Here is a 19,287-nt window from a genome sequence, read left to right on the forward strand (position 1 = left end):
TCTCCTCAGTACGCCAGGGCACGGTCGACGGCGTCGAGCACCCGGTCCAGGCCCGGCAGGTACTCCTCCTCCAGACGCGCCGGCGGGTACGGGGCGTGATAGCCGCCGACCCTGAGCACCGGGGCCTCCAGGTGGTAGAAGCAGCGCTCCGTGATCCGGGCGGCGATCTCCGCGCCCGAGCCGAAGAACACCGGCGCCTCATGGACCACGACCAGGCGGCGGGTCCTCTCCACCGAGGCCTGGATGGAGTCGAAGTCGAGCGGGGAGACCGAGCGCAGGTCCAGGACCTCCAGGGAGCGGCCCTCCTCGGCGGCCGCGTCGGCGACCTCCTGGCAGAGCTTCACCATCGGGCCGTAGGCGGCGAGGGTCAGGTCGGTGCCGGCGCGCACGATCTGGGCCTTGTGCAGCGGCCCGGGGATCGCCTCGGTGTTGACCTCGGCCTTGTCCCAGTAGCGCCGCTTGGGCTCGAAGAAGATCACCGGGTCGTCGCTCTGGATGGCCTGCTGCATCATCCAGTACGCGTCGGAGGAGTTCGACGGGGAGACGATCTTCAGGCCCGCCACATGCGCGAACAGCGACTCGGGCGACTCCGAGTGGTGCTCGACCGCGCCGATGCCACCGCCGTAGGGAATGCGCACGACGACGGGGAGCTTGACCTTGCCCAGCGAGCGGGCGTGCATCTTGGCGAGCTGGGTGACGATCTGGTCGTAGGCCGGGAAGACGAAGCCGTCGAACTGGATCTCCACCACCGGGCGGTAGCCGCGCAGGGCGAGGCCGATCGCGGTGCCGACGATGCCGGACTCGGCGAGCGGGGTGTCGATGACCCGCTCCTCGCCGAAGTCCTTCTGGAGTCCGTCGGTCACGCGGAAGACGCCGCCGAGCTTGCCGACGTCCTCGCCCATGACGAGGACCTTGGGGTCGGCCTCAAGGGCCTTGCGCAGCGATTCGTTGACCGCCTTGGCGAGAGCCATCTTCTCGGCCATCTCACTTGCCCCCTTCCGCGTCCGCGAACGACGCCTGGTAGGCGGCGAACTGGGCGCGCTCCTCGTCGACGAGCGCATGCCCGTCCGCGTACACGTTCTCGAAGATGGCGAAGTGGTCCGGGTCCGGCATGGCACGGACCGCCTCGCGCACTCGCCTGCCCAACGCCTCGGACTCGGTCTCCAGTTCCGCGAAGAATCCCTCGTCCGCGTGGTTTGCGGACTCCAGGTACTGGCGAAGGCGCAGGATCGGGTCCTTGGCCTCCCAGGCCACGCGCTCGTCGTCGTGGCGGTACCGGGTCGGGTCGTCGGAGGTGGTGTGCGCGCCCATGCGGTAGGTGTACGCCTCGACCAGGGTCGGGCCCTCGCCGCTGCGGGCCCGCTCAAGCGCCCACTTGGTGACCGCGAGACAGGCCAGGACGTCGTTGCCGTCCACCCGGACGCCCGGGAAGCCGTAGCCCTGCGCGCGCTGGTAGAGCGGGACGCGGGTCTGCTTCTCGGTCGGCTCGGAGATCGCCCACTGGTTGTTCTGGCAGAAGAACACCACCGGCGCGTTGTAGACGGCCGAGAAGGTGAACGACTCCGCGACATCGCCCTGGCTGGAGGCGCCGTCGCCGAAGTAGGCGATCACCGCGCTGTCCGTGCCGTCCTTGGCGACGCCCATCGCGTAGCCGGTGGCGTGCAGGGTCTGCGAGCCGATGACGATCGTGTACAGCTGGAAGTTGTTGCTGTTCGGGTCCCAGCCGCCGTTGTTCACGCCACGGAACATGCCGAGCAGATTGGTGGGGTCGACCCCACGGCACCAGGCGACGCCGTGCTCACGGTAGGTCGGGAAGACGTAGTCGTCGTCGCGCAGGGCCCGGCCCGAACCGATCTGGGCGGCCTCCTGGCCGAGCAGCGAGGCCCACAGGCCCAGCTCGCCCTGGCGCTGCAGGGAGGTGGCCTCGGCGTCGAAGCGGCGGGTGAGCACCATGTCGCGGTAGAGACCGCGCAGCTCATCGGGGGTGATGTCGGCGACGTACTTGTCGTACACGGCGTTGTCCGCGTGCTTGACGCGCTTGCCCTCGGGCGTCAGCAACTGAACGAGTTCGGGCTTGGTGCTCGGGGACTTTTTGGTCCCGGCGCTGCGTCGCGGTTTGCGCGCGGCAGTGCTCTCCACGGTCACGTGTGCTCCTCCGTCGGTCCGGCCCCCGGGGTTGCCGGGTAGGCCAGTGCGGCTCACCTGGTCCGACACCCGTGCACGGGGTGGGTGTCACTCGGCCGGAACAGGCGTGACAGGTGCCCCGGCGAGCGCCCTGCAACCATCACGTTACCCAGTGCTCCACATTTCTGTGAAACCCCATTTGACCTGCGTTTTTGCTTGGATTTCCAAGTAAATCGCGAAGGACTCGAAGGGTGCTGGTCACAGCCTTGCAGGAGGCCGGAGCAACGGCACGTTATCCCGCGCACCCAGCTCACCGGAAGACTTTTCGTGTTCGACTTGTCGCGGACGCGAAGACGGAAAATCAGGGCATTTCTCCTCGCCGATGCCGACCGCCGAGGAGCGTCGAGCCGCAGTTCGGCCTGGAACGCCACTTCGAGAGCATCCCGTGACCGAAAGCGACTGACGTCGACTTTCTGTGACAACGCCCAGCTCACGGGTCCGGCTCGTGCCCTAGCATCTGGCGCGTGCCGCGCCCTTGTGTACCACCCCCCGTGCCTCACGCGCCCCCGCTGGGCGCCCTCCTCCGCCGGTACGCCGCCGGATGCGCCGTCACCTGTGAGCCCGTCGACCAAGGGCTGCTCAACCGCGGCTACCGGCTCCGCACCACCCGGGGCCGGTACTTCCTCAAGCACCACTTCGACCCCGAGACCGCCGACCCCGCCGCCATCGCCCGCCAGCACCGGGCCACCCAGCGCCTGGCCGGCCTCGGCGTCCCCGTGGCGCCTCCGCTGCCCGGGCGGGACGGCCGTACCGTCGCCGTCGTCGGCGGTCACGCCTACGCCCTGCACCCGTGGATCGACGGCCGGCACCGGCACGGCGGCCAGCTCACGCCGGGCCAGTGCACCCGGCTCGGCGCGCTGCTCGGGGCGGTCCACGCGGGCCTGGAGCGCGTGATGCCGCCGGAGGGGCGGGCGCCCGCGGTGAGCGCCGATCCCGAGGACACCTTCGTCCTCATCGAGGACCTCCTCGCCCGGGTACGCCGCCACCACCCCGCCGACTCCTTCGACGCGCTGGCCCGCCACCGGCTGCTCCAGCGGCGCGCGCTGCTGGAACGGCACGCCGACCGGCGTCCCCCGCGCGGGGGCTCGGTGGGCTGGGTGCACGGGGACTTCCACCCGTTCAACCTGCTCTACAAGGGCGACGCCCCCGCCGCGATCGTCGACTGGGACCGGCTGGGAGTACAGCCCCGCGCGGAGGAGGCGGTACGGGCCGCGGCGATCTTCTTCGTGCGGCCCGTCGGCACCCTGGACCTGCCGAAGGTGCGCGCCTACACGCGCGCGTACCGGCGCGCCGCGGGCGCCACGCCCTCCGAACTCGCGGCGGCCGTGCACCGGGTGTGGTGGGAGCGCCTCAACGACTTCTGGATGCTGCGCTGGCACTACGAGCGCGGCGACACCCGCGCCGACCCCCAGTTCCCGGCCGCCTCGGCGCTGGCGGTCTGGTGGACGCGGGAGTACGACGCGGTGTGCGACGCGTTCGTGGACTGAGCGTCAGCCCTCCAGGCCGCCCGTGGGGCCCTCGACCGTGCCGCCCGTCGGATCACCCGTCGGATCGGCCGGCTCGGTCTCCGTCCCGGTCGGGTCGTCAGTCGGCTCGGTCGGCTCGGTCGCCGTGTCCGTCGGCTCCGGCGACTCGCTGGTGGCCGTCTCGGACGGCGAGTACGTCGGCGAGGGCGCCTGCGTCCAGCCCGAGCCGCCGTCCGTGCCGCTGTTGTCCTCCGTGGCCGTGTCGGTGGGGCCCTCGGTCGCGTCGTCGCTCGGCGTCTCGCTGGCCGTCTCGTCGTCCTTGGACTGCGAGACGCTCGGCGACTTCGTGGTGTCCGTGCCGGGGTTCTTGCCGTCGCCGCCGTTCAGCGCGAGGGCGACGCCCGCCGCGATGGCGATCACCGCGAGCACGGCGAGGATCCACAGCTTGCCGCGGCCGCTGCCCTTGTTGCCGTGCCCCTCGAAGCCTCCGTCGTCCCCGCCGCCGTAGCGGCCGCCGGCCAGGATCGGCTGCGGGATCTGCGAGGTACCGGAGGCGTCGGCGCCGGGGTGACCCATCACCGCGGTCTGCGCGAAGCCCGCCGAGGGGGTGTGCCGGCCGTCGTGCGTGTCGACCGGCCCGGTGTTCCAGGTGCCGGTGTGGCCGCCCTGGTCGTACAGCATCTGCAGGCCGTACTGGACCAGGCCGCGCATCTCCTCGGCGGTCTGGAAACGGTCGTCCGGCTCCTTGGCGAGGGAGCGCATGACCAGGCCGTCCAGCTCCGGCGGCGAGGCGTCGGAGGCCTCCGACGGGGGCGTCGGGATGTCCTGGACGTGCTGGTAGACCACCGACAGCGGGGTCTCACCGGTGAACGGGGGCCGCAGCGCGAGGAGTTCGTAGAGGAGGCAGCCCGTCGCGTACAGGTCGGAGCGGTGGTCGACCGCCTTGCCGAGCGCCTGCTCGGGCGACAGGTACTGGGGCGTGCCCATGACCATGCCGGTCTGGGTCATCGTCGTGGACGCGCCGTGCAGGGCGCGGGCGATGCCGAAGTCCATCACCTTGACGGCGCCGTTGTTGGTGATGATGACGTTCGCCGGCTTGATGTCGCGGTGCACGATGCCGTGCTGGTGCGAGTAGGCGAGCGCCTCCAGCACCCCGGAGACGATGATCAGCGCCTGCTCGGGCCCGGGCGCCTCGGCGTTGATGAGAAGGTCGCGGATGGTGCGGCCCTCGACCAGCTCCATGACGATGTACGGCACGCTCTGGCCGCCCACGAAATCTTCACCGGAGTCGTACACGGCGACGATCGCATGGTGGTTGAGACCGGCCACCGACTGCGCTTCGCGGGTGAAACGCGCCTTGGAGACCGGGTCCTCGGCAAGATCGGCGCGCAGCAGCTTGACCGCGACGGTACGTCCCAGACGTACGTCCTCGGCCGCGAACACCTCGGCCATGCCGCCCCGGCCGAGTCTGCGGGTGAGCCGATACCGGCCGTCCCCGACCAGCCCGCCGTTACCCCACAGCTCCGGCGCATCCGACATACCGCCGCCAGTCGCCTCGGGGTCGGACGGGCCCTGAGCGCGCTGCTGCTGTGCCATCAGTCCTCGCCGTCGTTTCTGCCCGCGGTGCGCGCGGTGTTGTTACGGTCTCCGTCGGCCACGCTACAGCCTCCGCGCAAGCCGCCGGTCCGGGATGGGACCCGCGGCCGGTCCGGGACGGACCGGCCATGAAACCCGCAAGCCGGTCCGTCGTGCAAATTCTGTGTACCGGCCGTAGGGCGCCTGTAACGCTTGCGCGACTCTTCTTTCGCGTACGGTCACGGAACGGGCACCGAGCTTGACGTGTCAGTGCCCTGGGGCAGACTTGGCCGGGAATAGCACTTTGGATCAACGACAGTCGGCGCCTGAAAGGCTATGGGGGACACAGAGACATGAGCCAGGACGCCGCACACGGCCGGTATGCGGGGCGGGCGCTCGGCGGTGGCCGTTATCAGCTGCGCGACCTGCTGGGTGAGGGCGGCATGGCCTCGGTGCACCTCGCCTACGACGCCGTGCTGGACCGTCAGGTCGCGGTCAAGACACTCCACACCGACCTCGGCCGCGAGCAGGCCTTCCGCGAGCGCTTCCGCCGCGAGGCCCAGGCCGTGGCCAAGCTCACGCACACCAACATCGTCTCGGTCTTCGACACCGGCGAGGACGATGTCGACGGAATGACGACGCCGTACATCGTCATGGAGTACATCGAGGGCCGCCCGCTGGGCTCGGTGCTCGACGAGGACGTACGGCAGTACGGCGCGATGCCCGCCGACAAGGCGCTGAAGATCACCGCGGATGTGCTGGCGGCGCTGGAGATCAGCCATGAGATGGGGCTGGTCCACCGGGACATCAAGCCGGGCAACGTGATGATGACCAAGCGTGGCGTGGTCAAGGTCATGGACTTCGGCATCGCGCGGGCCATGCAGTCGGGCGTCACCTCGATGACGCAGACCGGCATGGTGGTCGGCACCCCGCAGTACCTGTCTCCCGAGCAGGCGCTCGGCCGGGGCGTGGACGCGCGCTCCGACCTCTACTCGGTCGGCATCATGCTGTTCCAGCTGGTCACCGGGCGGCTGCCGTTCGAGGCCGACTCGCCGCTGGCCATCGCGTACGCGCATGTGCAGGAGGAGCCGGTGGCGCCCTCCTCCGTCAACCGCTCGCTGCCGCCCGCGGTGGACGCGCTGGTCGCCCGCGCGCTGCGGAAGAACCCGAACGAGCGCTTCCCGAGCGCCGAGGCCATGCGCGACGAGTGCCTGCGGGTGGCGTCCTCCTTCCAGGCCGCCGCGCCGAACATCGTGCCGGGCGCGCAGACCTCCAGCGGCGCGGGCGTCGGCTCCGCCGTCTTCCCGCCGGTCGACCAGTCGACCCCGGCGCCCACGGGCCCGGTCCAGACGCCGTACCAGCCGAACCCGTACGGCACTCCGGCCCCGACGCCGGCTCCTTCCTACGGCTACCCGCAGCAGCCCGGCTACCAGACGCCGGCGCCCGGCGGATACGGAGCGACTCCGCCGCCGTACAACATCACCCCGCACCCGGCCTCGTCCGGTTCCGGGGGCGGGCGCAGGAGCAACAAGCCGGTGATCATCGGCGCGATCGTGGTCTCCGTGCTCGCGGTCGGCGGTCTGATCGCGGCGCTGACGCTGAACGGGGGCGGCACCGACGACGACCCGTCGGCCGGCTCCAGCAAGTCGCCCTCCGTGGTGGAGGGCCACCGCGGCCCGGACAAGACGAAGGTCATCGAGACCGAGAAGTGCACCGAGCCTGTGGAGTCGTACAACGACCCCGACATGGTGGAGATGCCGAACTTCGCCTACAAGAACTACGACTCGGTGCGCGCCTGCGCCCGGGCCGCCGGATGGCAGGTCGAGCGCAAGGACGTGGACGAGAACACCTTCGGCCAGGACACGGTGATGGAGCAGTTCCCGGCAGCGGGGACCGACATCGACCCGGAGAACCCGCCGAAGATCTCGCTCAACGTCTCCACGGGCAACCCGGCGTAGTCATGGCGAAGGGCCCGGCCGGAGCCGGCCGGGCCCTTCTGCTGTCTACAGGTATGGCCCGCCCGAGCGGCCGCCCGGGTGGTGGGGCTCCTCGCCGTCCTGGCCGACGCCCGGGGGGAGGGCGCGGCGCATCTGTTCCAGCTGAGCCCGGGCCGCCATCTGCTGGGCGAACAGGGTGGTCTGGATGCCGTGGAAGAGGCCCTCCAGCCAGCCGACCAACTGGGCCTGCGCGATGCGCAGTTCCGCGTCGGACGGGGTCGCCTCATCGGTGAAGGGCAGGGACAGGCGCTCCAGTTCCTCGACGAGCTCGGGGGCCAGGCCGTCCTCCAGCTCCTTCACCGAACTGGCGTGGATCTCCTTGAGCCGGACCCGGCTGGCCTCGTCGAGGGGGGCCGCGCGCACCTCCTCCAGCAGCTGCTTGATCATGCTGCCGATCCGCATGACCTTCGCCGGCTGCTCCACCTGCTCCGTCACCGGAATCTCGCGGGAGTCCTCGTCCGCGTTGCCACCGCTGAGCGCCATGCCGTCCTGGCCCACGACCAGGATCTGCGGGTTCTCCGGCGACCTTTCGTTCCTCGGCATCTCCATGCCGCCATTCTCTCGCACCCGTACATCTCATCAGCGTGGTGCCCCCCGCGACAGGTGATCCACCGTTTACGTGCGCGGACTTTCCGTCACCCGGTGGAGGTGTCCGGAATGCCGGACCTGCCCGGCGGTGTGAGGCTGGTGCCGTGACTCCATGGCTGCGGACAGTGCGGGCGACGGGACTGACCGTCGTCCTCGCGGCGGGCTGGGGGTGCGGGGTGGCGTACGGCGAGGAGGGCTCGCCGTCGGCTTCCTCGTCGGCCTCCGCCTCGCCCTCCCGGGCCGGGAGCGTGGCCGGGGAGGGTCGGGAGCGGCCCGGGCGGCAGGAGGAGCAGGTGCCCGAGGCCGAGGAGGAGGCGCCCGTGGCCGAGCCCTCCCCCACGGCGGTGACCGAGGCCGTCGACCCGCCTGTGCCCGCAGGACAGGACGTGCGGGCCAAGCCCGTCCTTCATCAGGTGCTGCCGCTGGGGAGCGGGCTGATGCTCATCGGGCTCGGCCTGGGGCTGGCCTTCGTGGGCCTGCGGCTGCGGCGTACGGGCTGATCCGTCACTCCGTCACGAGCAGCACCTTTCCGACGTGCCCGCTCTCCTCCACGATCCGGTGCGCGGCGGCCGCGTCCCGCATCGGGACCTCCCGGTCGACCACCGGACGCACATGCCCGCCGTCCAGCAGCGGCCACACATGCTCGCGTACGGCCGCGACGATCGCCGTCTTCTCGGTCAGCGGGCGGGCCCGCAGCGAGGTCGCGCTGACCGCGGCGCGCTTGTTCAGGAGCGTGGCGATGTTCAGCTCGCCCTTGATGCCGCCCTGCATGCCGATGATCGCGAGGCGGCCGTTGACCGCGAGGGCCCGGACATTGCGGTCCAGGTACTTGGCGCCCATGTTGTCGAGGATGACGTCGGCGCCCGCGCCGTCCGTCGCGTTCTTGACCTCCTCGACGAAGTCCTGCTCCTTGTAGTTGACCAGGATGTCCGCACCCAGCTCCGCGCACCGGTCCAGCTTCTCCCGCGTGCCGGCCGTGACCGCGACCTTCGCGCCGACGGCCTTGGCGAGCTGGATCGCCATGGTGCCGATGCCGCTGGAGCCGCCGTGCACCAGCAGCGTCTCGCCCGGGCGCAGGTGGGCGATCATGAAGACGTTCGACCAGACCGTGCACACCACCTCGGGCAGCGCCGCCGCCCGCACCAGGCCGACACCCTTGGGTACGGGCAGCAGCTGTCCCGCCGGGACGACGACCTTCTCGGCGTATCCGCCGCCCGCGAGCAGGGCGCACGCCTCGTCGCCGACGGCCCAGCCGGAGACACCGGGGCCGATCGCGGCGATCCGCCCGGAGCACTCCAGGCCCGGGTAGGGGGACGCGCCGGGCGGCGGGTTGTAGAAGCCCTGCCGCTGCAGAATGTCGGCCCGGTTCACGGCGCTCGCCGCCACCTCGACCAGGACCTCGCCCTCTGCGGGCACCGGATCCGGCACCTCGGCCCAGACCAGCGCCTCGGGCCCACCGGGTTCGTCAATCGTGATCGCATGCATGGAGCCGACGCTACCCCTCGGTCCACGGTCCCATCCCGGCTCCGTCCTTGGACCGGTCTGCTGAGAAATCCGTGTGCGCGACCGATGAGTTCGGGCGACGGTAAAGGTCTCCCCATGCGTAACCCAAGTACGCGGAAGACCGAAGACGCGGAAGACCGAAGTACGCGGAAGGACATCCCGCCATGAGCCAGCACACGTCAGCCCTGGCCATCGAGACCGCGGGCCTGGTGAAGACGTTCGGCGACACCAGGGCCGTCGACGGCGTCGATCTGTCGGTCCCGGCCGGCACGGTCCATGGCGTCCTCGGCCCGAACGGCGCACGATGCGGCTGTACAACCGCAAGTGAGGGTCAGTCCTGCGGGATCGGGCGGACGTCGGGCGCGACCTGCGTGCCCGGCGTCGCCCGCACGATGGTGATCAGCCGGTCCGTCGGCTGGAGCGTGCCGACGTCCGCGTCGTCGTAGCCGAGCACCCGGTGCCCGCGTACGACGCTCACCACCAGGTCGGCCGTCTCCCTGGGACCCTTGCCCACCTCGGCCTTTATGACCGGCCGTTCGACGATGTCGAGCCCGCTGCCCTGCTGGATCAGGTCCTCCATCACCATGCCGGCGGCGGGGCTGAGCACCGACAGACCGAGCAGCCGGCCGGCCGCGCTGGCGCTGGTGATGACCGCGTCCGCGCCGGACTGCTTCAGCAGCGGGGCGTTCTCCTCCTCGCGGACCGCTGCCACGATCTTCGCCCCGCGGTTGAGCTGGCGGGCCGTCAGCGTCACCAGGACGGCGGTGTCGTCGCGCTGGGTGGCGATGATGACCTTCCGGGCCTTGTGCACCTCGGCCCGCCTCAGCACATCGCTGCGGGTGGCGTCGCCCACGATGCCCGCGTAGCCCTCGGCGGTCGCGGCGTCGATCACCTTGCTGCTGGGGTCGACCACGATGACCTGTTCCTTCTTCAGACCCGTCGCACAGACGGTCTGGATCGCCGAGCGCCCCTTGGTGCCGAAGCCGACGACGACGGTGTGGTCACGCAAGGTGGACCTCCAGCGGTTCAGACGCCATTCCTCCCGGGTGCGCTCGGTGAGGACCTCCAGCGTGGTGCCGACCAGGATGATCAGGAACAGCACTCGCATCGGCGTGATGACGAAGATGTTGGTGAGCCGGGCGGCGTCACTGACCGGGGTGATGTCGCCGTATCCGGTGGTGGAGAGGCTGACGGTCGCGTAGTAGAAGGCATCGAGCAGGTCCACGGAGCCGTCGGAGCTGTCGTTGTAGCCGTCGCGGTCGGCGTAGACGATGAGCGCGGTCCCCACCAGCAAGGACAGCGCCATGATCACCCGCTTGGCGACCTGGCGGAACGGGTGCTCCACCACCTTCCTCGGCAGCTTCACCCGATGAGTCACCACACGTTCGTCCGGCTGGCGCGCGATGACGTCGTGGCCCGGAAGTTTCACGTGAAACACACCCCGATCCCTGAGGACGCCCAGGGCAGCTCCAGCAGTTCCGCCTCTTGACCGGCCTCGGTCCCGCCCGGCGGTACGACGGCCAGGGCGTCGGCGGCCGCGATGCCCCGCAGCATCGCCGGGCCGTTGTAGTGCAGCGGCACCGCGCAGTCACCGCGCAGCACCACGGGGATGAGCCGGGTGTCGTACGGATGCCCGTGCGTCGCGTCCCGCAAGGGCAGCGTGTACGGCTCGGCGGCGGGGCGGGCCGCGAGGGTGCGCAGCAGGGGCTCGGCGAGCGTCAGCAGGCCGGAGACGGCCGCGAGGGGATTGCCGGGCAGGCCGACCAGGTGCTGGTTCTCCTTGGTGCGGGCCAGCAGCATGGGGTGGCCCGGGCGCACCTTGACGCCGTTGACCAGGAGTTCGGCGTCGAGGCGGCGCAGGGTGGGATGGACATGGTCCACGGGTCCGGAGGCGGTCCCGCCGGTGGTGACGATCAGGTCGGCCTCGGAGTAGGCGATGGCCTTGTGGAGCGCGTCGCCGTCGTCGCCGAGCCGGCGCACGGTGGTGACCTCCGCGCCCAGCGCCCGCAGCCAGGGCGGCAGCATCGGGCCGAGCGCGTCCCGGATCAGCCCGTCGTGGGGCCGTCCCTCGGTGAGCAACTCGTCACCCAGGACGAGTACGTCGACGCGCGGCCGGGGTACGCCGGTGACGGTGTCGTAGCCCGCGGCGGCGGCGAGGCCCAGGACGGCAGGGGTCACCAGGGTGCCTACGGGGAGCAGTTGGTCGCCGGAGCGGCACTCCTGGCCGCGGGGGCGGATGTCCTGGCCGTGCTGGAAGGCGCGGGTGCTGTGCAGCCGGCCCTTGTCGTCGGTGCGGCCGTGCTCGCTGCGCAGGACGGCGGTGGTGTCCAGGGGGATCCGGGCGCCGGTGGCGATGCGGACCGCCTCGCCGTCGGTGAGCGGCGCGGGTTCGGCGTGCCCGGCCAGGACGCCGGTCTCCCGTACGGCCCAGGGGCCGGGTCCGGCGACCGCCCAGCCGTCCATCGCGGAGGTGTCGAAGGAGGGCAGATCGGTGAGGGCGGTGAGGGGGGCGGCGAGGGTGAGGCCGAGCGACTCTTCGAGGGGCACGGAGACGGGGGTGCGGCGGGCTCCGCGCTGCCGGCCCGCGCGGGCCGCGATGGTGCGGGCCTCGGGCCAGGGGGTGGCCCGGTGGTGCTCGGTCCGGTGCCGCTGTGAGGGGTCGGGACGGTGGATCGGCGCGGGTGTGTGGTCGCCGGGGGGCGGGTTCTCCTTCACGAGCGCGAGCACCTCCTCGACGTCGAGGTCCTCGGCGTCCTGGTCGTCCCGGACGCTGCGGGCGGTCATCCGGCGTCCGGGGTGGCGTTGGGCTCCGCGTCCGCGGCGGCGCTCGGGCTCTCCTCCCGGGCCCAGCGCGCGGCGAGGTCCGCGGCCTTGCGGGCGGCCTCGGCGACCGCCTCGGGGCCGCCCTGGGCCTGGGCCGCCGCGTAGCCGACGAGGAAGGTGGTCAGCGGGGCCGCGGGCCGCGCGACGCCGTGGGCGGCGTCACGGGCGAGGTCCAGCAGGACCTTGGTGTCGACGTCGAGGTCGATGCCCAGTTCGTCCTTGACTGCGGAAATCCATTCATCCAACACGTGCCCATGCTCCCTGATACGTGCCCTGGCGGTGGCGATGTCGTCCCAGGTGTCGCAGTCGAAGGACGCGACGGGTCCGGGGACGCGGCTGAGGCGGAGCCCGGCGGTGAGCCGGCGCAGCGGCAGGCCGGTGAGGCCGCCGTGCTCCTTGTCGAGCGCCGCGAGGCCCTCGCGCAGCACCGGCGCGCGGTACGCGGCGACGAGGGGCTGGTCGCGGCCTTCGGCGTCGGTGAGCAGCACGCCGTCCTCGGAGCCGTCCCGCAGCACGGCCAGGAGCTGCCGGACGGTGGCCGGATCGAGGAACGGCAGGTCGGCGGAGAGCAGCACGACCCGGTCCGCGGTGGTGAGCCGCAGGCCCGCGTCGAGGGCGGCGAGCGGGCCGCCGCCGGGTGGCTCCTCGCGGGCCCAGGTCACCGGGCGGGCGGTGTCCCTGGGGCCGGCGACGACGACGGTGGTGCGCGCGTCGGCGCAGGCGGCGAGCACCCGGTCGAGCAGCGGGCGCCCGCCGACACCGATGCCGGGCTTGTCGGCGCCGCCGAGCCGCCGGGCTGCGCCCCCGGCGAGCACGACGGCGTCGTACGCCTCGGTTCCCGGGCCGCCCGGGGGCTCGTACGCGGTCACCCCCTGAGTATGCGTGTCCCGGCGATCACAGGGAACGGTCGGGGCGGCCGGGCCGTCACAGTGTGCGCAGCAGCACCGCCGGCTGTTCCACGCAGTCCGCGACATGGCGCAGGAAGCCGCCCGCCGTGCCGCCGTCGCAGACCCGGTGGTCGAAGGTGAGCGAGAGCTGCACGACCTGGCGCACCGCCAGCTCGCCCTCGTGCACCCACGGCTTGGGGATGATGCGGCCGACGCCGAGCATCGCGGCCTCGGGGTGGTTGATGATCGGGGTGGAGCCGTCGACTCCGAACACGCCGTAGTTGTTCAGCGTGAAGGTGCCGCCGGTGAGTTCCGCCGGTGTCAGGACGCCGGTGCGGGCCGACTCGGTGAGCCGGGCGAACTCCGCGGTGAGCGATTCCGCGTCCCGCGCGTGGGCGTCCCGGACGACCGGGACGACCAGGCCCCGCTCGGTCTGCGCGGCGAAGCCGAGGTGGATGTGGTCGTACTGGACGACCTCCCTGGCCTCCAGGTCCACGCTGGAGTTGAGCTCGGGGAACCGGGCGAGGGCGGCGGTGCAGATGCGGGCCAGCAGCGCCAGGAGGGAGATCTTCGGGCCGCCCGCGGCGTTCATCGCGGTACGGGCGCGCATCAGCTCGGTGGCGTCGGCGTCCACCCAGCAGGTCGCGTCGGGGATCTCCCGCCGACTGCGGGAGAGCTTGTCCGCCACGGCACCGCGGACGCCCTTGAGGGGGGTGCGGGTCCCTCCGGGGGTGACGGGGGCGGAGGGGGTGACAGAGACCGCGGGGGCTGGTGGGGCGGGCGCCGCGGCTGTACGCCCCTGTGCGGCGGCGGCAGCACGCAGGGCGTACTCCACGTCGGCGCGCAGGATCAGTCCCTCGGGCCCGGAGCCGGTGAGCTCCCGGAGGTCGAGGCCGTTCTCGCGGGCGAGACGGCGGACGAGGGGGGAGATCACGGGGACCGGCCCCTCGGGCACCTCGGGCACCTCGGGCGCGGGAGCCGTGCCGTTGGCCGACGGCTGGGCCTGCCGTACCCGCCTGCGCCGCGCCGGCGCCTCCGACGTGCCGTAACCGACCAGGACGTTGCCCGACCCCTCGGTGTCACCGTCGCCGGAGGACGGCGCGCCCACGGCGACCGTGATCAGCGGCGCCCCCACGGGAAGCTCCGTGCCCTCCTCGCCGAAGCGGGCGGTGACCACGCCGGCGTAGGGGCAGGGGACGTCGACCATCGCCTTCGCGGTCTCGACCTCGACGACCGGCTGGTCGACGGCGACGACATCGCCGACCTGGACCAGCCAGCGCACGATCTCCGCCCCGGTGAGCCCCTCCCCGAGATCGGGGAGCTTGAACTCCAGCACCTGTGCCATCAGCTCTCGGCCTCCCATTGCAGACGCCCCACGGCGTCCAGGATCCGGTCCACGCCGGGCAGGTGGTGACGCTCCAGCATCGGCGGCGGGTAGGGGATGTCGAACCCGGCCACCCGGAGCACCGGCGCCTCCAGATGGTGGAAGCAGCGCTCCGTGACGCGGGCCGCGATCTCCCCTCCCGGGCCGCCGAACCCGCCCGACTCGTGCACGACGACCGCTCGCCCGGTCCGCCGTACCGAGGCGCAGACCGTCTCGTCGTCGAACGGCACCAGTGAGCGCAGGTCGACGACTTCCAGGTCCCACCCCTCCTCGCGGGCCGCCTCGGCGGCTTCGAGGCAGACGGGCACGGACGGGCCGTACGTGATCAGCGTGGCGCTCCGGCCCGAGCGCCGCACCACCGCGCGGCCGATCGGTTCAACGCTCTGCGGGTCCTCCGGGTTCCAGGAGTCCTTCGACCAGTACAGCCGCTTGGGCTCCAGGAAGACGACCGGGTCGTCGGAGGCGATGGAGGCGCGCAGCAGACCGTAGGCGTCGGCGACGGTGGCGGGGGTGACGACATGGAGGCCCGGGGTCGCCATGTAGTACGCCTCGGAGGAGTCGCTGTGGTGCTCGACGCCGCCGATGCCGCCGCCGTAGGGGACACGGATGGTGATGGGCAGGGGCATGGTGCCGCGGGTGCGGTTGCGCATCCGGGAGACATGGCTGATCAGCTGCTCGAACGCCGGGTAGGCGAAGGCGTCGAACTGCATCTCCACGACCGGGCGCAGTCCGTACATCGCCATGCCGACGGCGGTGCCGAGGATGCCGGCCTCGGCGAGCGGGGTGTCGGTGCAGCGGTCCTCGCCGAACTCCTTGGCGAGTCCGTCGGTGACCCGGAAGACACCGCCGAGGGTGCCGACGTCCTCGCCCATCACGTGCACGGACGGGTCGTCCGCCATGGCGTCGCGCAACGCGCGCGTGAGGGCCTGCGCCATGGTGGCGGGCTTGAGGGCGACGGTGGTCATCGCGGGTCCCCCTCGGCGTCCAGCTCGGACCGCAACTGGGTCTGCTGTTCGCGCAGTTGCTGGGTGGGCTCGGCGTACACATGGGCGAACAGGTCCATGGGGTCGAGCACCGGGTCCTGGTTCATGCGCTCGCGCAGGTCCGCGGCCATCGCCTCGGCGGCGTCCTTCGCGGCCTGCTTGCCGGCCTCGTCGAGCAGGCCGCGCTCGGTGAGCTCGTGCTCCAGCAGGGCGATCGGGTCGTGTCCGCGCCAGGTCTCGACCTCGGCGTCGCCGCGGTAGCGGGTGGCGTCGTCGGCGTTGGTGTGGGCGTCGATCCGGTAGGTGATCGCCTCGATGAGGGTGGGACCGCCGCCCGCACGCGCGTGGCGTACGGCGTCGGTGAGCACCTCGTGCACGGCGGCGGCGTCGTTGCCGTCGACCAGGCGGCCGGGCATGCCGTAGCCGACGGCCTTGTGGGCCAGCGACGGGGCCGCGGTCTGCTTGGCGAGCGGGACGGAGATCGCGAAGCCGTTGTTCTGGACCAGGAAGACGACCGGCGCCTGCCAGACGGCGGCGAAGTTCAGCGCCTCGTGGAAGTCGCCCTCGCTGCTGCCGCCGTCGCCGACCAGGGCGAGCGCGACCACGTCGTCGCCCTTGAGGCGGGCGGCGTGGGCGAGTCCGACGGCGTGCGGAAGCTGGGTGGCGAGCGGCGTGCACAGGGGGGCGACGCGGTGCTCGCGCGGGTCGTAGCCGGTGTGCCAGTCGCCGCGCAGCAGGGTGAGTGCCTGGACGGGGTCCACACCGCGGGCGACGGCCGCGAGGGTGTCGCGGTAGCTCGGGAAGAGCCAGTCGCGCTCCTCCAGGGCGAGCGCGGCGGCGACCTCGCAGGCCTCCTGGCCGGTGGTGGACGGGTAGACGGCGAGACGGCCCTGCTTGGTCAGGGCGGTGGCCTGGGCGTTGTACCGACGGCCGCGCACCAGCTCGGCGTAGAGGCGGCGCAGCAGGCCGGGGTCGGCCTTGGCTGCCGCTTCCGTGCCGAGGACGCGGTAGGGCTCCGCGTCGGGCAGCAGCGGCGCGGGGTCGGTACGGGGCTGCCAGGCGGGCGGCGGCGATGGCCGGTACGCGCCCCGCTGCTCCATGACCGTCATGACGGCACCTCCTCGTGGGAGCGGCTACGGGAGGCGTGTCGGCTGTGACCCGCCTCACCTACCGATTGTTCGGTCGCTGGCACATTTTGGCTACAGGCCCCTCCAGGCTGTGGACAAACGGTTCTCCACAGCCTGGAATGAACGCAGTACGTCCACGACAGCAAGGCGGGGGGACATGGCACCTGAACAAATGGCCGAAGGCCCCGAGGGCGGCGCCCTGTCGCCGCCGCGTCCCCTCGACGCCATCGATCAGGACATCCTGCAGATGCTCCAGGCGGACGGCCGCGCCTCGATACGGTCCGTCGCCGAGCGGGTCCATGTCTCGCGCGCCAACGCCTACGCGCGCATCAACCGCCTCATCGAGGACGGTGTCATCCGGGGGTTCGGGGCCCGCGTCGACCATGAACGCGCCGGGCACGGGACGTCGGCGTACATCACGTTGAAGATCGTGCAGAACAGCTGGCGCACGGTGCGCGAGCAGCTCAGGGAGTTGCCCGGGGCCTCGCACATCGCGCTGGTGGGCGGCGACTTCGACGTCCTGCTGCTGGTGCACACGCCCGACAACCGGGCGCTGCGCGAACTGGTGCTCACCCGGCTCCAGGCCATCCCCGAGGTGCTCAGCACGCGCACCCTGCTGGTCTTCGAGGAGGAGGACCTGGAGCCGCAGGGCTGACTCAGGCGGCCCTGCGCAGCCCGCCGAAGACGACCTGCACGACGGCGTCGGCGACCTCGCGCTCGTCCATGCCCCGGCTGTCCGGGCGGTACCACTCCACGATCGAGTTGATCATCCCGAAGACGAGCCGGGTGGCGAGCCGCACCTCCACATCGCCGCGGACGTCCCCGTCGGCGGCCGCCGCCTTCAGCAGCTCGGCGACCTTGTGGTCGAAGTCGCGGCGCCGCTCCAGCGCCCACCGCTCGGTGCCGGTGTTGCCGCGCACCCGCAGCAGCAGCGTCACATACGGCAGCTCGGCTATCAGCACCTCGACCATGCGCCGTACGACATGCTCCAGACGCTCCGAGGCGCGACCCACGCGCGCGGGCTCCTCGTCGAGGATCCCGAAGAGGCCGTCCAGCGCCCGGCTCACGGCCCGGCGCAGCAGTTCCTCCTTGCCGGTGACGTGGTGGTAGATCGACGACTTGGAGATGCCGGCGGCGCGCGAGAGATGCTCCATGGAAGTGCCGTCGTAGCCGCGCTCGTTGAAGACCTGGACGGCGACCGTCAGCAGCGTCTCGGGGGTGTACGTGTCGCGCTTGGCGGTCGTCATGAGCCGCTGCCCTCCCGCTTGTCCGTGGCGTACGCGTGCCGGTACAGCGCGAGGGAGGGCGCGTACCGCCCGGAGGGGTCGCGCAGATGGAGGTCGTCGAGGAGGGCGTAGGCCCAGTTCCGGCCGAGCCGGCGGCTCCACTCGAAGGGGCCGAGGGGGTAGTTGACGCCGAGGCGCATGGCCGTGTCGACGTCCTCCTCGGTGGCCACGCCCTTGGCGACCGCGTCATGGGCCAGGTCGACGATCCGGGCGACCGTACGGGCGACGATCATGCCGGGCACGTCGCCGATGACGCTGACGTCCTTGCCGAGCGCCTGGAACAGGCCGATGGCCTCGGCGAGGGTCGCCGGGGAGGTGTCCTGGGAGGCGGACAGGGCGATCCGGGTGGCGCGGCGGTAGTCGAGCGCGAGGTCGAAGTAGACGACGTCCCGGAACTCCACCGACGTCTGCCCGTCGGCGAGCGCCAGCTGGCCGCCGGACGGCAGCACCAGCCGCGTGCCGTGGTCCTCGTCCTCCTCGCGCACCGAGATGCCCGCCTCGCGCAGCAGCGTGAGCAGTTCGGCGGCCGGGCCCAGATCGCCCTCGGCGACGACGTAGGCGGGCGGGCGTTCCCGCTCCGCGGTGTGCGGTTCGGAGCGCTCGGCACCCTCGGCGTAGTCGTACCAGCCGTGCCCGCTCTTGCGGCCGAGGCGGCCTGACTCGACGAGGCGGCGCTGGGCGAGCGAGGGCGTGAAGCGGACGTCCTGGAAGAAGGACTGCCACACCGAGTGGGTGACGGACTCGTTGACGTCCTGCCCGATGAGGTCGGTGAGTTCGAAGGCGCCCATCCTGAAGCCGCCGCACTCGCGCAGGACGGCGTCGATGGTGGCCGGGTCCGCGCCCTGGGCCTCGTAGACGGCGAAGGCCTCGGCGTAGAAGGGCCGCGCGATGCGGTTGACGATGAAGCCGGGGGTGTCGGCGCAGGCGACCGGCGTCTTGCCCCACGCGCGTGCCGTCTCGTACGCGCGCGTGGCCGAGGTGACGTCGGTGGCGAACCCGGAGACGACCTCGACCAGCGGCAGCAGCGGGGCCGGGTTGAAGAAGTGCAGGCCCACGAAGCGGCCGGGGTTCGCGAGGGCGCCGCCGATGGCGGTGACGGACAGCGACGAGGTGTTGGTGGCGAGCAGGCAGTCCTCGGAGACGACGTCCTCCAGCGCCCGGAAGAGCTCCTGCTTGACGTCGAGGCGCTCCAGGACGGCCTCGACGACCAGGGCGCAGTCGGCGAGGTCGGTGAGGTGCTCGGCGGGCAGCAGCCGGGCGCGCGCCGCGTCCCGGTCGGTGTCGGTGAGGCGGTCCTTCTCGACGAGCCGGTCGAGGCGGGCGCCGATCGCGGCGGCCGCTTCCGCGGCCTTTCCGGGCGCGGCGTCGTACAGGCGTACGGGGTGGCCGGCGACCAGCGCGACCTGGGCGATGCCCTGGCCCATGGTGCCGGTGCCGACGACGGCCACGGGGCTGCTGAGGTCGAGTGCTGTCATGTGCGCGAT

General features: G+C 72.0%; 17 protein-coding genes and 1 pseudogene. 5 read left to right on the forward strand and 13 right to left on the reverse strand.

The window, feature by feature from the left end:
* Window positions 1–5: 5 nt before the first annotated feature.
* Entirely contained in the window at window positions 6–983 is a 978-nt protein-coding gene (locus RMT89_RS22480; RefSeq protein ID WP_315885555.1) for an alpha-ketoacid dehydrogenase subunit beta, read from the reverse strand.
* Between the two features lies 1 nt (window position 984).
* Window positions 985–2,145, reverse strand: coding sequence for a pyruvate dehydrogenase (acetyl-transferring) E1 component subunit alpha (gene pdhA / locus RMT89_RS22485; protein WP_315885556.1), 1,161 nt, complete (start codon window positions 2,143–2,145; stop codon window positions 985–987).
* A gap of 530 nt (window positions 2,146–2,675) precedes the next feature.
* Between pdhA (RMT89_RS22485) and RMT89_RS22490 the strand changes: the two genes are divergently transcribed.
* Window positions 2,676–3,671, forward strand: a complete 996-nt coding sequence (locus RMT89_RS22490) for a phosphotransferase (protein WP_315885557.1) — start codon at window positions 2,676–2,678, stop codon at window positions 3,669–3,671.
* Window positions 3,672–3,674: 3 nt separating this feature from the next.
* Here RMT89_RS22490 and RMT89_RS22495 read toward each other — a convergent pair whose 3' ends face one another.
* Window positions 3,675–5,246 (reverse strand): protein kinase domain-containing protein, encoded by a 1,572-nt coding sequence (locus RMT89_RS22495; protein ID WP_315885558.1) that lies wholly within the window; start codon window positions 5,244–5,246, stop codon window positions 3,675–3,677.
* Between the two features lie 332 nt (window positions 5,247–5,578).
* Here RMT89_RS22495 and RMT89_RS22500 point away from each other — a divergent pair, with 332 nt between their 5' ends.
* Window positions 5,579–7,183: a protein kinase domain-containing protein gene (locus RMT89_RS22500; RefSeq protein ID WP_315885559.1), complete on the forward strand. Its 1,605-nt coding sequence runs from the start codon at window positions 5,579–5,581 to the stop codon at window positions 7,181–7,183.
* A gap of 45 nt (window positions 7,184–7,228) precedes the next feature.
* Here the strand turns inward: RMT89_RS22500 and RMT89_RS22505 are convergent, their stop codons facing one another.
* Complete coding sequence (locus tag RMT89_RS22505; protein ID WP_315885560.1) at window positions 7,229–7,771, reverse strand: bacterial proteasome activator family protein; 543 nt, start codon at window positions 7,769–7,771, stop codon at window positions 7,229–7,231.
* Window positions 7,772–7,914: 143 nt separating this feature from the next.
* Between RMT89_RS22505 and RMT89_RS22510 the strand changes: the two genes are divergently transcribed.
* Window positions 7,915–8,310, forward strand: a complete 396-nt coding sequence (locus RMT89_RS22510) for a hypothetical protein (RefSeq protein ID WP_315885561.1) — start codon at window positions 7,915–7,917, stop codon at window positions 8,308–8,310.
* 4 nt (window positions 8,311–8,314) lie between these two features.
* Here RMT89_RS22510 and RMT89_RS22515 read toward each other — a convergent pair whose 3' ends face one another.
* Entirely contained in the window at window positions 8,315–9,295 is a 981-nt protein-coding gene (locus tag RMT89_RS22515) for an NAD(P)H-quinone oxidoreductase (RefSeq protein ID WP_315885562.1), read from the reverse strand.
* Between the two features lie 182 nt (window positions 9,296–9,477).
* Between RMT89_RS22515 and RMT89_RS46030 the strand changes: the two are divergent.
* Window positions 9,478–9,615, forward strand: a pseudogene (locus tag RMT89_RS46030) (daunorubicin/doxorubicin resistance ABC transporter ATP-binding protein DrrA); the annotation flags it as partial.
* A gap of 29 nt (window positions 9,616–9,644) precedes the next feature.
* Here the strand turns inward: RMT89_RS46030 and RMT89_RS22520 are convergent.
* The 6 genes from RMT89_RS22520 to pdhA (RMT89_RS22545) are packed head-to-tail and all read right to left on the reverse strand — an operon-like array spanning window position 9,645 to window position 16,499.
* Entirely contained in the window at window positions 9,645–10,742 is a 1,098-nt protein-coding gene (locus RMT89_RS22520) for a potassium channel family protein (protein WP_315885563.1), read from the reverse strand.
* Entirely contained in the window at window positions 10,739–12,097 is a 1,359-nt protein-coding gene (locus RMT89_RS22525) for a molybdopterin molybdotransferase MoeA (protein ID WP_315885564.1), read from the reverse strand. The genes RMT89_RS22520 and RMT89_RS22525 overlap by 4 nt, the downstream gene beginning before the upstream one ends.
* A complete protein-coding gene (locus RMT89_RS22530; RefSeq protein ID WP_315885565.1) occupies window positions 12,094–13,005 on the reverse strand; it encodes an NTP transferase domain-containing protein in 912 nt (303 codons plus the stop codon). The genes RMT89_RS22525 and RMT89_RS22530 overlap by 4 nt, the downstream gene beginning before the upstream one ends.
* Window positions 13,006–13,060: 55 nt before the next feature.
* On the reverse strand, window positions 13,061–14,368 hold the full coding sequence (locus RMT89_RS22535; protein ID WP_315885566.1) for a dihydrolipoamide acetyltransferase family protein: 1,308 nt from the start codon (window positions 14,366–14,368) through the stop codon (window positions 13,061–13,063).
* Window positions 14,368–15,372, reverse strand: coding sequence for an alpha-ketoacid dehydrogenase subunit beta (locus RMT89_RS22540; protein ID WP_315885567.1), 1,005 nt, complete (start codon window positions 15,370–15,372; stop codon window positions 14,368–14,370). The genes RMT89_RS22535 and RMT89_RS22540 overlap by 1 nt, the downstream gene beginning before the upstream one ends.
* Window positions 15,369–16,499, reverse strand: a complete 1,131-nt coding sequence (gene pdhA / locus RMT89_RS22545) for a pyruvate dehydrogenase (acetyl-transferring) E1 component subunit alpha (protein WP_315885568.1) — start codon at window positions 16,497–16,499, stop codon at window positions 15,369–15,371. Before pdhA (RMT89_RS22545) ends, RMT89_RS22540 begins: the two co-directional genes overlap by 4 nt.
* A gap of 190 nt (window positions 16,500–16,689) precedes the next feature.
* Here pdhA (RMT89_RS22545) and RMT89_RS22550 point away from each other — a divergent pair, with 190 nt between their 5' ends.
* Window positions 16,690–17,172, forward strand: a complete 483-nt coding sequence (locus RMT89_RS22550; RefSeq protein WP_315885583.1) for an Lrp/AsnC family transcriptional regulator — start codon at window positions 16,690–16,692, stop codon at window positions 17,170–17,172.
* A gap of 1 nt (window position 17,173) precedes the next feature.
* Here RMT89_RS22550 and RMT89_RS22555 read toward each other — a convergent pair whose 3' ends face one another.
* The gene (locus RMT89_RS22555; protein WP_315885569.1) at window positions 17,174–17,764 is read right to left on the reverse strand and encodes a TetR/AcrR family transcriptional regulator; all 591 of its coding nucleotides are present in this window, start codon (window positions 17,762–17,764) and stop codon (window positions 17,174–17,176) included.
* The gene (locus tag RMT89_RS22560; protein ID WP_315885570.1) at window positions 17,761–19,278 is read right to left on the reverse strand and encodes a 3-hydroxyacyl-CoA dehydrogenase; all 1,518 of its coding nucleotides are present in this window, start codon (window positions 19,276–19,278) and stop codon (window positions 17,761–17,763) included. The genes RMT89_RS22555 and RMT89_RS22560 overlap by 4 nt, the downstream gene beginning before the upstream one ends.
* Window positions 19,279–19,287: the final 9 nt, after the last annotated feature.

The sequence above is a fragment of the Streptomyces sp. P17 genome (assembly GCF_032436805.1).
GTDB lineage: Bacteria > Actinomycetota > Actinomycetes > Streptomycetales > Streptomycetaceae > Streptomyces.